Source organism: Arthrobacter sp. 01T414 (assembly GCF_056398965.1).
Genome location: NZ_JBFTQK010000002.1, coordinates 421,692 through 434,709, shown reverse-complemented (window position 1 = coordinate 434,709; position 13,018 = coordinate 421,692). Strand labels below are relative to the sequence as shown.

At 69.5% G+C, this 13,018-nt stretch carries 11 protein-coding genes; 2 read left to right on the top strand and 9 right to left on the bottom strand.

What is annotated here, in order from left to right; translation table 11 throughout:
- Nucleotides 1-8: 8 nt before the first annotated feature.
- Genes AC1DK9_RS07435 through AC1DK9_RS07400 form a run of 8 tightly spaced genes read right to left on the bottom strand, consistent with a single transcriptional unit; the run spans nt 9 to nt 8,488 of the window.
- A complete protein-coding gene (locus tag AC1DK9_RS07435) occupies nt 9-791 on the bottom strand; it encodes an SRPBCC family protein (RefSeq protein ID WP_476860790.1) in 783 nt (260 codons plus the stop codon).
- A complete protein-coding gene (locus tag AC1DK9_RS07430) occupies nt 791-2,149 on the bottom strand; it encodes a vWA domain-containing protein (protein ID WP_476860789.1) in 1,359 nt (452 codons plus the stop codon). Before AC1DK9_RS07430 ends, AC1DK9_RS07435 begins: the two co-directional genes overlap by 1 nt.
- Entirely contained in the window at nt 2,142-3,065 is a 924-nt protein-coding gene (locus AC1DK9_RS07425; protein ID WP_476860788.1) for an AAA family ATPase, read from the bottom strand. Before AC1DK9_RS07425 ends, AC1DK9_RS07430 begins: the two co-directional genes overlap by 8 nt.
- Nucleotides 3,062-3,691 carry a nucleotidyltransferase family protein gene (locus AC1DK9_RS07420; RefSeq protein ID WP_476915478.1) on the bottom strand — a complete coding sequence of 210 codons (630 nt, stop codon included), beginning with the start codon at nt 3,689-3,691 and terminating at the stop codon, nt 3,062-3,064. Before AC1DK9_RS07420 ends, AC1DK9_RS07425 begins: the two co-directional genes overlap by 4 nt.
- Nucleotides 3,675-4,625, bottom strand: a complete 951-nt coding sequence (locus AC1DK9_RS07415; RefSeq protein WP_476915477.1) for an XdhC family protein — start codon at nt 4,623-4,625, stop codon at nt 3,675-3,677. The genes AC1DK9_RS07420 and AC1DK9_RS07415 overlap by 17 nt, the downstream gene beginning before the upstream one ends.
- 1 nt (nt 4,626) lies before the next feature.
- Nucleotides 4,627-7,020, bottom strand: a complete 2,394-nt coding sequence (locus tag AC1DK9_RS07410; protein ID WP_476915476.1) for an aerobic carbon-monoxide dehydrogenase large subunit — start codon at nt 7,018-7,020, stop codon at nt 4,627-4,629.
- The gene (locus AC1DK9_RS07405; protein ID WP_476915475.1) at nt 7,017-7,580 is read right to left on the bottom strand and encodes a (2Fe-2S)-binding protein; all 564 of its coding nucleotides are present in this window, start codon (nt 7,578-7,580) and stop codon (nt 7,017-7,019) included. The genes AC1DK9_RS07410 and AC1DK9_RS07405 overlap by 4 nt, the downstream gene beginning before the upstream one ends.
- Before the next feature lie 5 nt (nt 7,581-7,585).
- Nucleotides 7,586-8,488, bottom strand: a complete 903-nt coding sequence (locus AC1DK9_RS07400) for an FAD binding domain-containing protein (protein ID WP_476915474.1) — start codon at nt 8,486-8,488, stop codon at nt 7,586-7,588.
- A gap of 119 nt (nt 8,489-8,607) precedes the next feature.
- On the opposite strand from AC1DK9_RS07400, the gene AC1DK9_RS07395 reads away from it, so the two are divergent.
- Together AC1DK9_RS07395 and AC1DK9_RS07390 are read left to right on the top strand one after the other, a co-directional pair.
- A complete protein-coding gene (locus AC1DK9_RS07395) occupies nt 8,608-9,588 on the top strand; it encodes a LysR family transcriptional regulator (protein WP_476915632.1) in 981 nt (326 codons plus the stop codon).
- Nucleotides 9,589-9,740: 152 nt separating this feature from the next.
- Nucleotides 9,741-10,058: a DUF6457 domain-containing protein gene (locus AC1DK9_RS07390; protein WP_476915473.1), complete on the top strand. Its 318-nt coding sequence runs from the start codon at nt 9,741-9,743 to the stop codon at nt 10,056-10,058.
- A 501-nt stretch (nt 10,059-10,559) separates the two neighbouring features.
- Here AC1DK9_RS07390 and AC1DK9_RS07385 read toward each other — a convergent pair.
- A complete protein-coding gene (locus AC1DK9_RS07385; RefSeq protein ID WP_476915472.1) occupies nt 10,560-12,917 on the bottom strand; it encodes an FdhF/YdeP family oxidoreductase in 2,358 nt (785 codons plus the stop codon).
- Nucleotides 12,918-13,018: the final 101 nt, after the last annotated feature.

Below are 13,018 nucleotides of genomic sequence, written 5' to 3'. Positions count from 1 at the left end.
GGCTTCTCCTAGAGCCTTCCGCAGAGCCGGAGCATCCGGAAGGCCGAGCGCCGGCCCGCCCAGTACGCCAGGCACGCCACTGCGGCGAGCAGGCCCGCGACCTTGCCGGGGCTGGAGAGCTGGTCGGCGGCAATGCCCTTCGCCAGGCTGAAGGCGTCGAGACTGCCCGACGGCGCTGGCGTCGCTGGCGTCACTGGCGGTATGGGGGCTGCGGGCGGTTGGGCTGCGGCAGCTGGCACAGGGGCAGCGGGTGGGGTCATTGCCGGTGGGGTGGCCGCCGGAGGTGCGGGCTCGGCAGGGGCCTCGGCAGGGGCCTCGGCCGGGCCCTGGGCCGCGGCTGCCCCCGGCTCGGCAAGCATGGCCTGCAGGTTGCTGGCGAAGAGTCCCATCATTTGTTCGGTAACGCTGCCGATCACGCTCTTGCCCATGGCGGCTGCCTTGCCGGAAAGCGCCAGGTCGGCACTGACGGTTCCGCGGGTCGTGGTTCCCTCCTCCGCCAGGGCCAGCGTGACCTTGGCTTCCGCTGTGCCCTGGCCGCGGGTCTCCTGCGCCTTCCCGCCCAGAACGGCCCGGTGCTCGGTGGCGTTCCGCTCCCGGACGTTCAGCAGCCCCTTGTACTGCATGTTCACCGGGCCCAGCTTCACCGTCATGCCCACCTGGTAGGCGTCGTCGGAGAGCTTGTTCAGGATCTGGGCACCCGGAAGGCAGCCGGCCACCCGTTCGAAATCCATCAGCGTGTCCCAGACCTTGCCGATCGGTGCGACCACCGAGAAACTGCTGTCGATCTGCATTAGCTGCTCCCTTGACTTTCGATCCCTTGTCTTCCCACTGCATGTCCTTCCGGACCGGCCGGGCCGTCGCCGCGGATGGCCGCAGCCAGCTCCGCCAGTGCCACATAACTGTGCCCGCTGACGAACGCGTCGCAGTAGGGCAGTGCGGCGGCAATGCCGCCGGCCAGCGGCTGGTAGTGCGGCGCCGCCTTCCGCGGGTTCACCCAGACCACCCGGTGCGCGAGCCTGCGCAATCTCGCCATCTGGGCCGCGATCTGCTCCGGATCCTCCTGCGCCCAGCCGTCGGAGAAAACCACCACCACGGCTCCGCGCGCTAGGCCGCGGCGGCCGTGTTCGTCGACGAAGTCCCGGAGGCACGCGGCGATCCTGGTGCCGCTGGCCCAGTCCGGCGCGGTGGCGGCTGCGCGGGCAAGTGCCAGGTCGGGATCGCGCTGGGCCAGTTGCCGGGTCAGGCGTGTCAGCCTGGTGGAGAAGACGAAGGCCTCGGCCCCAGCGGTCGTGACTGCTCCCTGCAGCAGCGCGAGGAAGATCCGGGAATAGGCTTCCATCGACGCGGAGACATCGCACAGCAGCACCAGCTTGCGCCTGAGTTGGCGGCGCCGGGCGTAAAGGAGCCTGGGGGAGTCATAGCCGGAGCGCCGGGCCGCCCGCACGGTGGCCCGGATGTCCAGGCGCGCGCTACTGTGCACCGACTTGCGTGTACGCCGGCTCAAGCGCACGGGCGTCGAAAGCAGGATCCGGCCGGCCAGGCGGCGGATCTCGGCGGCTTCCGCGTCGGTGAGCTCGGCAAAGTTCATCGCGTGCAGGTGCTCTTCGGTGGAGGCCATCGCCAGCACCGCCTCGCGCTCGGGTCCGCGCCGGTCTCCGGCGTCGTCCTGGACCGAAGCCACGGCGGGGTGCTGCCGCCCGGCTGTGTAGCGGTGCTCGGTCTCGCGTCCGGTGCCGGCGGCGGCCTTGGGCCGGGCGCCGTCCGCCGGCGGCGCCGCCGGGACAGGGACGGGTTGGCCGGCGTGGCGCTCCAGCGCGGCGGCGGGGTCGAAGCCGCCCCGGAAAACGGCGTCAAACACGGCGTCGAACACCGGTAACTGCTCACGGCTGGAGACCAGCACCACCCGCAGGGTCCAGTACAGCCGCTCCAGATACGTCGGCGGGACAAGCCGCAGCGCCACCGCCAGCCTGGCCGCCCGGTCCGGCGAGCACGTGACTCCCGCGCCGCGCAGGGCCGTGATGAAGGACGCGGCCAGGGAAGCAGCCTCGACGAACGGCGGCCCGGCAGTCGGCGGCCCGGCAGTCGGCGGCCCGGCAGTTAGCGTCTCAGCCGTGGCCGCCTGCGGGAATTTTGGCGTCGGGTCAGTCATCGGTGCCGTCCACCAGCCAGGCCGCGCCGCGGGAGCCCACCAGTTCCAAGTCGTCGCGGTTCTTCACGATCGAACCCAGGGTCCGTTCGGCCGTCGCGGCGTCGATCCGCTCGATGCCCAGCACCGCGAGCGCGGACACCCAGTCGATGGCCTCGGAGATGCCAGGCGGCTTCGCCAGGTCCAGGCTGCGCAGCCGAGTGATCACCGCTGCGGCCTGCAACGCCAGCGGGCCGCTGCTGGCGGGCACCCGGCGGCGCACAATCTCGGCAATCCGGGCCGGGCCCGGGTAATCGATCCAGTGGTACAGGCAGCGGCGGGTCAGCGCGTCGTGCAGGTCACGGGTGCGGTTGGAGGTCAGCACGACGATGGGCGGATGCGTGGCGCGGATGGTGCCCAGCTCGGGGATAGTGACCGAGGCCTCTGCCAGCAACTCAAAGGTGAACGCCTCGAACTCGGCGTCGGCGCGGTCAATCTCGTCCAGCAGCAGCACGGCCGGACGCGGCCCCGGGTGTTCGATGGCCTGCAGCAGCGGCCGGCGCAGGAGGTATTGAGGACCGAACAGTTCAGCCTCGCCGACCTCGGCATCGCGCGCCTCGGCCAGCCGGATCCCCAGCAGCTGGCGCTGGTGGTTCCACTCGTAAAGCGCTTCTCCCGCGTCGATACCCTCGTAGCACTGCAGCCGGTACAGCGGGGTGTCCAGCAGCAGCGCCAGCGTCTTGGCTGCCTCCGTCTTGCCCACGCCGGCCTCGCCCTCGAGCAGGATGGGCTGCGGCAGCCGCACCGCCAGGAACAGCGCGGTGGCCAGCCCGGTGTCAGCCAGGTAGTCGTGCTGGTCCAGGGCCGCCATCAGCGAGGCGACGTCGGGGATCCTCCGCTGCACCTCGTCCTCCGCGCCGTGCCGGGCTGCCGTGTTCATCCGGCCCCCTGCAGCTCGGCCAGCACCCGCCGGTAGTCCTCTTCGGTGTCGACGTCGAGGGGGATGAGGCCCGGCGTGGGAACCTCGACGACGTCGTCCGCCCGCTGCTCCAGCAGCTTCCACACGGCCTTGTCCCCGTGCAACGAGGCCAGCTCCGGCAGCAGCCGCCGGCTGAACGCGAGGGGATGGCCCACGCCGTCGTCGTAGCGGCACACGGCGGCCAACGGGCCGTCGGACCGGCCCAGCGCCCGCAGCAGCGGCGCCACGCTCTCCGCCCGGACGCCGGGCTGGTCGCCCAGCAGCAGGACCACCGCCTCGGTGTCCGGCCGCAGCACTCCCATAGCGGCGGCGATCGAGGACGAACATCCCTGGCCGTAGTCCGGGTTGAGCGCCACCTCGCAGCCCGTGGTGTCCACCGCACCGAGGACTTCCTCGGCGGATCCGCCGAGCGCCAGCACAGTCTGCGCGAACCCGCAGCGCCGGGCCGTCGCGAGCGCGGCGTCCAGCAGCACGCCGTCGCCGTAGGGCAGCAGCTGCTTGGGCCGGCCCAGGCGCGCCGACCCGCCGGCCGCCAGGATGACGGCCGCGGTGCCTGCCGGGAGGGTCGAATCAGGTGCTGAGGGCATAGCGCTCCGGATCCTTGCGGAAGGCCGCGCGGCAGCCGGGCGAGCAGAAGTAGACGGTGACGCCGTTGTGCTCGAGCTGCAGTGACGATTCGACCGCCGGGACCGACATGCCGCACACCGGGTCCACCGCGGTTTCCGGCTGCGGCGTCGACGGCGCAGGAACCCCGCCGGCTTGCGCGCTGTTCTGTGCAGCGTTCTGTGCCTGCGCACGGGCCGCGGCCCGTTCCTGCACCAGCTGGGCGAGGATGGACACGGCGATTTCCCCGGGGGTGCGGGCGCCCAGCTGCAGGCCCGCGGGGGTGTACACCCGCGAGCGCAGCACATCGTCGACCTCGAGCGAGTCCAGCACGGCGGCGCCCCGGGTTTCGCTCGCCACCAGGGCGACGTAGGGGACTCCGGCGCGCAGTGCGGCCTCGAGGGCACCCTCCTCCGCCTTGCCGTGCGAGGCGACGATCAGGGCGGCGTCGCCCGCGCGCGGCTCAGCGGAGCCGCCGTCGGCGAGTTCGACGTCGAACCCCACACCGGACCCCAGCGCCGCGAGCGCCTGCGCCACCGGCGTCGTCCCCACCACCACGACCCGTGGCGCGGGGAGGCGCGGCTGGAGGAAGATTTCGATCGCTCCGCCGCTCAGGCACGGGTTGGACACCTCCACGGCGCCGTCCTCCGTGTGCCTGGACGGTTCGCCGGGCAGCACGCGCAGCAACAGGGGTTCCCCGGAGGCGAGCACCTGCAGGCCGTATTCGCGGACCGAGGACTCGACGCAGTTCCCGCCGACGAAGCCCTGGATGTCCCCGCCGGGCAGCACCAGGGCGGTGTCCCCGGCGCGGGCGCTGGTGGGATGCTGGGCGCGGACCACCGTGGCGTGCACGAACGGCTCGCGGCGGGCGGCGAGTTCGCCGGCCCGTGCGGAGATGGAGTCTGCGGCGGTGGTCATCTCAGATCGGCGGCGTTGCCCGGCCCTGCATGGCGGCCCAGACCCGGGCCGGCGTGCACGGCATGTCCATGTGCACGACGCCGAACGGCGCCAGCGCGTCGACCACGGCGTTCACGATCGCCGGGGGTGAGCCGACCGTGGCGGATTCGCCGATCCCCTTGGCGCCGATGGGGTGGTGCGGGGACGGTGTGACCGTGAAGCCGGTCTCCCAGTCCGGGACCTCCATGGCCGTGGGGATGAGGTAGTCCATGAACGAGCCGCCCAGGTTGTTGCCGTCCGGGTCGAACTCGATGATCTCCATCAGGGCCATCCCGACCCCGTCGGTCAGGCCGCCGTGCACCTGGCCTTCGATGATCATCGGGTTGATACGGGTCCCGCAGTCGTCCACCGCGATGAACCGCCGCACCTTGACGTGGCCGGTGCCAGGGTCGACGTCGACCACGCAGATGTAGGCGCCGAACGGGAAGGTCAGGTTGGGCGGGTCGTAGGTGACCTCCGCATCCAGGTTGCCGTCGACGCCTTCGGGCAGGGTCATGGTGCCGTGGGCCGCCATGGCGATGTCCTCGATGGTCTTCCCGGCTGTGGGGTCGCCCTTGACGAACCAGCGGCCCTTCTCCCATTCCAGGTCTTCGGGGCGGGTCTCCAGCATGGCCGCGGCGATCAGTTTCGCTTTCTCCCGCACCTTGCGCGCCACCAGCGCCACGGCGCCGCCGCTGACCGGCGTCGAGCGGCTCCCGTAGGTGCCCAGGCCGAACGGTGTCTGGTCCGTGTCGCCGTGGACGACGTCGATGTTCTCCGGCGGGATGCCGAGTTCCTCCGCGACGATCTGGGCGAAGGTGGTCTCGTGGCCCTGCCCCTGGCTTTGCACGGACAGCCGCACGACGGCCTTGCCGGTGGGGTGCACCCGCAGTTCGGCGCCGTCGGCCATGCCCAGGCCGACGATGTCGAAGTGCTTGCGCGGCCCGGCGCCGACAACCTCGGTGAAGAAGGAAATGCCGATGCCCATCAGTTCGCCCCTGGTGCGCTTCTCCTGTTGTTCGCGCCGCAGCTCCTCATAGCCGGCCAGCTGCATGGACTTCCGCATGGCCGCCTCGTAGTTGCCGGAGTCGTAGACCCAGCCGGTCTTGTTGGCGTAGGGGAACTGCTCGGGTTTGATGAAGTTCTTCAGCCTGAGCTCCGCCGGGTCCATGTCCAGCTTCCGGGCCAGGACGTCCACCATCCGCTCCACGAGGTACACGGCTTCGGTGACCCGGAAGGAGCAGGCGTAGGCCACGCCGCCGGGTGCCTTGTTGGTGTAGACGCCGGTGACCTTGCAGTGGGCGGCCTGCAGGTCGTAGCTGCCGGTGAAGATGGAGAAGAAGCCGGCCGGGTTTTTGGTGGGCTGGGCGGTGGCGTTGAAGGCGCCGTGGTCGGCCAGCACGTTGGTGCGCAGGGCCAGGATCTTGCCGTCCTTCGTCGCGGCGATCTCGCCCTGCATGATGTAGTCGCGGGCGAAGGAGGTGGACATCAGGTTCTCCGAGCGGTCCTCCACCCACTTGACCGGTTTGCCGGTGACGATGGAGCCGACCACCGCGAGGATGTAGCCGGGGTAGATGCCGACCTTGTTGCCGAAACCGCCGCCAATGTCGGGGGAGACGATCCGGATCTTGTGTTCCGGGATGCCGGCCACGATCGCGAACAGCGTCCGGTGCGCGTGCGGGGCCTGCGTCGTCTCGTACAGGGTCAGCTTGCCGTTGACGGCGTCGAAGTCGGCCACGGCGCCGCAGGTCTCCATCGGAGCCGGGTGCACTCGGGGGTACACCATCTCCTGGCTGACCACGACGTCCGCGCCCGCGAACACGGCGTCGGTCTCGGCCGCGTCCCCCATCTCCCAATCGAAGATCTTGTTGTCCGTCCGGCCCTCGATTTCGTCCCTGATGAGCGGGGCGTCGGCGTCGAGTGCCCTGCGCGCATCGACCAGTGGCGGCAGCATGTCGTATTCGACGTCGATCAGCTCCAGCGCGTCCCGGGCGGCGTAACGGTCCTCGGCCACGACAAACGCGACCTCCTGCCCCTGGAACCGGACCTTGTCCGTCACGAGAACCGCCTGCACGTCGGCGGAGAGCGTGGGAGCCCAGGCCAGCTTGAGGCCCTCGAGGTCCTTGCCGGTGATGACGGCGAGGACCTTGGGGTGCGCCAGGGCGTTGGTGGTGTCGATCGACACCAGCCGGGCGTGCGCCACCGGGGCACGCAGGATCGCGCCGTGCAGCATGCCGGGCAGGACGAGGTCGTCGATGTAGTGGCCCTTGCCGCGGACGAAGCGGGGGTCTTCCTTGCGCTGGATGCGGCCGTAGCCGATCGGACGGTCCGCGTCGCCGGCGGCGGGGTTGTTCTCCCGCTCATGGATGACGGTCATGCCTTCACCTCTGCGTCTTCGGTTTCCGTGGCGACGTCCGCCACAACGGTGTCGGTCCCGTCGAGGACCTCGTCGGCTCCTTCGCCCGGGTCGGCCCCGTCCGCCGGATGGGCCGCAGCCCACAGCACCGAGCGGACGATCGTCGCGTAGCCCGTGCACCGGCAGATCTGGCCGGAGATGGCCTGGCGGATCTCGCCCTCGTCCGGGTGCGGGTTCTTGTCCAGCAGGGCGCGGGCTGTGAGCATCATGCCCGGCGTGCAGAAGCCGCACTGCAGCCCGTGCTCCTCCATGAAGCCCTGTTGCACCGGGTCCAGCGTGGTCCCGGCGGCGAGTCCCTCGACTGTCCGGATGTCGTGTCCGGCGGCCATCGCCGCCAGGACGGTGCAGGACTTCACGGGCTGGCCGTCCATCAGGACCACGCAGGTTCCGCAGTTGCTCGTGTCGCAGCCCCAGTGGGTGCCGGTCAGTCCGAGCACCTCGCGGATGTAGTGGACCAGGAGCACGCGCGGTTCAATCTCGGACGTTACTTCGTTGCCGTTCACGGTCATGCTGATCTGCATGCGCTTCAGCCTTCCTGTTGCTGGTTGACCGGCTGCTCGGGTTGCCCGGCGGCCCGGGCGCAGGCGCGCCGCAGGACGCGCCGGGTGAGTTCGTCGGCGAGGTGCCGTTTGTAGTCGACCGGTCCGCGCTGGTCCGCCACCGGGTCGCAGGCCTCGGCGGCGAGTCGGCCGGCGTCGGCGAACAGTTCCTCGGAGGGGTGCTTGCCGCGCAACAGCCCGGCGGCTTCCTCAACCGTGTGGTCCAGGCCCAGTGCGGTGAGCCCGACGGCGGCCTCGGCAATGCTGCCGTCCTCCGCGAGCGTCACGGACGCCCCGGCGGCCCCCACGGCCCAGTCGCCCACGCGCCGCTCCACCTTCTCGTAGGCGCTGGACGAGCGGGCCTTGATGGGGATGCGGACTTCGCACAGCAGCTCGTCCGGGCCGACGGCCGTCTGGTACGGGCCGCGGTGGAAGTCCGGCATGGACAGGACGCGCTCGCCGGCCGGGCCGCGGACCGCGGCCGCGGCGCCGAGGACGGCGCACACCGTGGAGAGATCCTCAGCCGGGTCGGCCTGGCACAGCGAACCGCCGATGGTGCCGCGGTTGCGGACCACCGGGTCGGCGATCACCAGCTCCGCGTCCCGCACAATCGGGAACAGCCCGGCAATTTCGTCCGATTCCAGCAGCGTGGAGTGGCGGGTCAGGGCGCCGATGCGCAGCTCCCCGCCGTCGCGCAGGATGAAGTCAAGCTCGAAGAGGTCGTTGATGTCGATCAGCCATTCGGGCCGCGACAGCCGGAGCTTCATCATCGGCAGCAGGCTGTGGCCGCCGGCAACCACCCGGGACTCGGGGCCGTGGCGTGCCAGAAGCTCAAGGGCGTTCTCCACCGTGGTGGCCCGAACATAGTCGAATGGAGCCGGAATCTGCATAGTCTCACCTCACTCCAGGGCGCAGGCATCGTCGCGCGGCGCCGATTTAGCGTCAGTCTTGCCCCGCCCCAAGGAGGGTGTCAACATCGTCATAAGCGAAAGGTTATGAAGCCGTGTCGATGACGTTGAGCCAGTTGCGGACGTTCGCGCTGGTGGCACGCCTCGGTTCCCTGCACGCCGCCGCGGCGGCCTTGGGCGTCAGCGAGCCCGCCGTTTCCGCGGCCCTCGCGGCGCTCCGGCAGGACCTGGGGGATCCCTTGTTCGTGCGGGCCTCGGGCGGGATCACCCTGACGCCCGGCGGCCGGGCCCTGGCGGACTACGCGCAGGATATTGTCGGGCTCGCGGACCAGGCCCGCTGGGAGGTCGGTAACGCCAAGAACGACGCCGGACGGCTGAGAATCGCGGCCACTGCGCCGTTTGCCGAGCACGCCGCCGGTCGGTTGCTGGACCTGTTCACCAAGCGGGTCCCGGGCGCCTCGGTGGATGTCGTCGCCGAGGCTGCCGAGGACCTGGCCGGGCTCCTGCTGGAGCGTGCCTATGACATCGCCCTGGGGGCCAGGCCGCCGGGGCACCCCGGGAGTTCCGCGCCCGTCCCGGGCCTCCACTCTGTCCCGTTCCTCCGCTACCAGCGGGTTTTCGTGGCGGCCCCGGCGGACCCGCTGGGGCGGGCACACGGCCCGCTGGCCGTGGAGCGGCTGTTGGGCAGGCCCTGGTTCACCGGTCCCGCGGGCATCCTGGAGAGCGCGGAGGAGGGCCGCTGGCTCGCCTCGCTGGGAGTCGTGCCGGAGATCATCAGACTCAGCAGCGAGACGGAGGCCCTGGCCGCCGCACGGGCGGGGGAGGGAACCATGCTGGCCCTGGGCCACATCGTCCAGGCCGAGGTCGCCGACGGCATGCTGGTGCGGTTGCCCGTCGCCGGAACCCCGGTGCCCGGCCTGTGGTGGGCCAGCACGCTGGACCAGCACAGGACCACCAGCATGGCCCAGACCCTGCAGCGCTTCGTCGGGACCGCCGATGCCACGGCGGCCATGGTTGCCCGCGGCGGCTCGCGCGGGCTGGAGCGCCGTGGCTCAAAGTTCCACGTTGCCCTGTGGAGTTGATGGTCGGGGGAGTTGACCGCCGGGGGAGCTGGTGGTCGGAGGGCCGGTGACTTGGCGGCACCGGCTGTGTCGCGTTGCACCTTGGCCGGAATCGGTGCTACCCCTTGAGGGACAGCCGATTGACCCGAGCACCCGAGCATGAGGAGTAGCAGATGACCTTGCCCCGAGAAGAAGACAGCGCGCTGCGGCACTGGAGCGCCCGCCTGATCCAGGCCCTGCAGATCCTTGACCTGGAAGTCGACCACGAGAAGCTCGTGGAAGTCGCGGAAGAATCCGTGAAGGCGGTCGGGCCGCACGCAGACGCCGTCAGCGCCTTCATCGTCGGCTTCGCTGCGGGTACGGCATCCACCAACGGCCGGAAGAGCACCCAGGAGGCGGTGCACGCCGCGTCCAACAAGGTCATCGAGCTGTGCGAGCACGGCGAGTCCGGCGGCCCTGACGAGAAGGGCTGGGCCAAGCGGGCCCAGTAGCTGGCCGGGTGGCGTAGCGCTGTAGCACCCCAGGGGGACATGCCCTTCCTTGGCAGCCAAGGGTGGACATATCCGCATTATGTCCACTGGCCAAGGCCGGGAATGGGCATGTCCCCCGATGTGGTTTGAGCCTTCCTGAGGGACATGCCCCTTTTTGGCCGCCAAGGATGGACATATGCGCATTATGTCCAGTGGCTGCGGCGCACGTCGGGCATGTTCCCCGATGTGGTTTGAGCCTTCCTGAGGGACATGCCCTTCCTTGGCGGCCAAGAATGGACATATGCGCATTATGTCCAGTGGCCGCGGCCGACGTCGGGCATGTCCCCGATGTGGTTTGAGCCTTCCGGAGGGACATGTCCCTCCTTGGCTGCCAAGGATGGACATATGCGCATTATGTCCAGTGGCCAAGGCCGGGAATGAGCATGTCCCCCGAAGTGCTCGAGCCTCTCCAAGGGACATGTCCCACCGCTCAGGCCGGCCACCGCTTAGGCCGGTGCCCGCTTAGGCCGGCGCCATGACGCCCGGGGCCATGTGCAGCCGGGACGGGCTGTCCGGGGTCTGGTCAAGGCTCGGCTCGAGCCGGACGATGACGGCCTTGGAGATCGGCGTGTTGCTGCCCTCCGCCGTGTGGTTCAGCGGCACCAGCACGTTGGCCTCCGGGTAGTACGCGGCGGCGCAACCGCGGGCCGTCGGGTAGGAGACGACGCGGAACTTGCGCAGCACCCGCTCGACACCGTCCTGGTACTGCCCGTGGATGTCCACGAAAAGCCCGTCGGCCAGGCCCAGCTCGTTCAGGTCCTCCGGATTCACGAACACCACGTGGCGGCCCTTCTTGATCCCGCGGTAGCGGTCGTTATGGCCGTAGATGGTGGTGTTGAACTGGTCGTGGGACCGCATGGTCTGCAGGATCAGGGTGCCCTCCGGCCGCTCCACGTGCTCGAGCTCGTTCACGGTGAGCACGGCCTTGCCGGTCGGCGTCGGGAAGGTGCGGGAGTCCCGGGGGCCGTTCTCGAGGATGAAGCCGCCTTCCTGGCGGATCCGGGTGTTGTAGTCCTTGCAGCCGCCGACGACCCGCGAGATGTGGTCCCGGATCAGGTCGTAGTTCTTCTCGTAGCCGTCCCAGTCCGCCTTGATCTTGTCGCCCACGAGGGCTTTGCCGAGGCGGCTGAGGATCGCCGGTTCGGAAAGCAGGTGGTGCGAGACGGGCTCCACGCTGCCCCACGAGGGGTGCACGGCGCACACCGTGTCCTCCACGGAGACGAACTGCTCGCCGGATTCCTGGATGTCGATCTCGGACCGGCCCATGGTAGGCAGGATCAGGGCTTCCGCGCCGGTCACCACGTGCGAGCGGTTGAGCTTGGTGGAGACCTGGATGGACATCTCCGTCCCCGCCACGGCCGCCTCGGCGGCGTTGGTGTCGGAAATGGCGCCGACAAAGTTGCCGCCCATCGCCATGAACACCTTGATCTCGCCGTCCTGCATCTTGTTGATGGTCTCGACGGCGTCGACACCGTGCTCGCGGGGCGGTTCGAAGTCGAATTCCTCGCCGAGGGCTTCCATGAAGGACTGCGGCATCTGCTCCCAGATACCCATGGTGCGGTCGCCCTGCACATTGGAATGGCCGCGGATCGGGGAGGCGCCAGCGCCGGGCTTGCCCATGTTGCCGCGGAGCAGGAGCAGGTTGATGATCTCCTTGATGGTGGCCACGCCCTTCTTCTGCTGCGTGACCCCCATGGCCCAGGTGATGATGACCTTGTCGGCCTTCAGGTAGCGGGCGGCGAGTTCGTCGATCTCCTCGGTGCGCAGGCCGGTGGCTTCCAGCACTGCCTGCTCGTCGAGCAGGGCCAGGTGTTCCTTGAGCTCCTCGAGCCCTTCGCAGTGCTCGGCGAGGAAGGCGTGGTCCAGGACGGTGCCGGGGTTCTTCGCCTCGGCGTCGAGCACGCGCTTGGACACGGCCTGCAGCAGGGCCATGTCCCCGCCGATCCGGATGTGCATGAACTGGTCGGCGATTGAGGTGCCGCGGCCGATGATGCCCTTGATCTTCTGCGGGTTCTTGTACCGGTGCAGGCCCGCCTCGGGGAGCGGGTTGACGGCGACGATCTCGCCGCCGTTGTGCTTGCAGTTCTCCAGTTCGGTGAGCATGCGCGGGTGGTTCGTGCCCGGGTTCTGGCCCATGATGATGATCAAGTCCGCGTCGGCGTAGTCGTCGAAGTTGACCGTGGCCTTGCCGATGCCGATTGTCTGGCCCATCGCCCAGCCGGACGACTCGTGGCACATGTTCGAGCAGTCCGGCAGGTTGTTGGTGCCGTAACCGCGGACCAGCAGCTGGTAGAGGAAAGCTGCCTCGTTGGAGGTGCGGCCGCTGGTGTAGAAGGAGGCCTCGTCCGGGGAGTCCAGGCCCTTGAGCTTCTCGGTGATGATCCGGATGGCCTCATCCCAGCTGATCGGCTTGTAGTGGTCTTCGCCGCTGGGCTTATAAACCGGTTCGGTGAGCCGGCCCTGCATGCCAAGCCAGTAGTCCGAGCGGTTGCGCAGTTCACTCACCGAGTGCTCTGCCCAGAACGACGTCGGGATGACCACCGGAGTCGCTTCCCAGGTGACGGCCTTGGCGCCGTTTTCGCAGAATTCGAAGGCCTTGCGGTGATGCGGATCCGGCCACGCGCAGCTCGGGCAGTCGAAGCCGTCCTTCTGGTTCATCTTCATGACCGTCTTGCGCGTGCGGTTCAGGCCCATCTGCTCAACGGCAGGCTTCATGGAATGGTAGACACCCGGGACCCCGGCGGCCCAGTGCTTCGGCCCGTCGCCGACCTCCAGGTCCTTTTCCTCGGTTTCCTCAATGCGCGGAGCCTTACGAGTCACGTCAACTTCCCTTCTGCAGACGCCGCCCGTTCAGGCTGGCGCACCTCTACTCAAGCACACTACCTTTTGGCCTGTAGCGGGCCTACCAGCAGGCCCGGAGC

What these genes read in the sequence shown, in the direction of transcription:
- AC1DK9_RS07430 (WP_476860789.1), bottom strand. Translation starts at nt 2,149, where the DNA reads ATGACTGACCCGACGCCAAAATTCCCGCAGGCGGCCACGGCTGAGACG.
- AC1DK9_RS07425 (WP_476860788.1), bottom strand. Translation starts at nt 3,065, where the DNA reads ATGAACACGGCAGCCCGGCACGGCGCGGAGGACGAGGTGCAGCGGAGG.
- AC1DK9_RS07405 (WP_476915475.1), bottom strand. Translation starts at nt 7,580, where the DNA reads ATGCAGATCAGCATGACCGTGAACGGCAACGAAGTAACGTCCGAGATT.
- AC1DK9_RS07400 (WP_476915474.1), bottom strand. Translation starts at nt 8,488, where the DNA reads ATGCAGATTCCGGCTCCATTCGACTATGTTCGGGCCACCACGGTGGAG.
- AC1DK9_RS07395 (WP_476915632.1), top strand. Translation starts at nt 8,608, where the DNA reads ATGACGTTGAGCCAGTTGCGGACGTTCGCGCTGGTGGCACGCCTCGGT.
- AC1DK9_RS07435 (WP_476860790.1), bottom strand. Translation starts at nt 791, where the DNA reads ATGCAGATCGACAGCAGTTTCTCGGTGGTCGCACCGATCGGCAAGGTC.
- AC1DK9_RS07415 (WP_476915477.1), bottom strand. Translation starts at nt 4,625, where the DNA reads ATGACCACCGCCGCAGACTCCATCTCCGCACGGGCCGGCGAACTCGCC.
- AC1DK9_RS07410 (WP_476915476.1), bottom strand. Translation starts at nt 7,020, where the DNA reads ATGACCGTCATCCATGAGCGGGAGAACAACCCCGCCGCCGGCGACGCG.
- AC1DK9_RS07390 (WP_476915473.1), top strand. Translation starts at nt 9,741, where the DNA reads ATGACCTTGCCCCGAGAAGAAGACAGCGCGCTGCGGCACTGGAGCGCC.
- AC1DK9_RS07420 (WP_476915478.1), bottom strand. Translation starts at nt 3,691, where the DNA reads ATGCCCTCAGCACCTGATTCGACCCTCCCGGCAGGCACCGCGGCCGTC.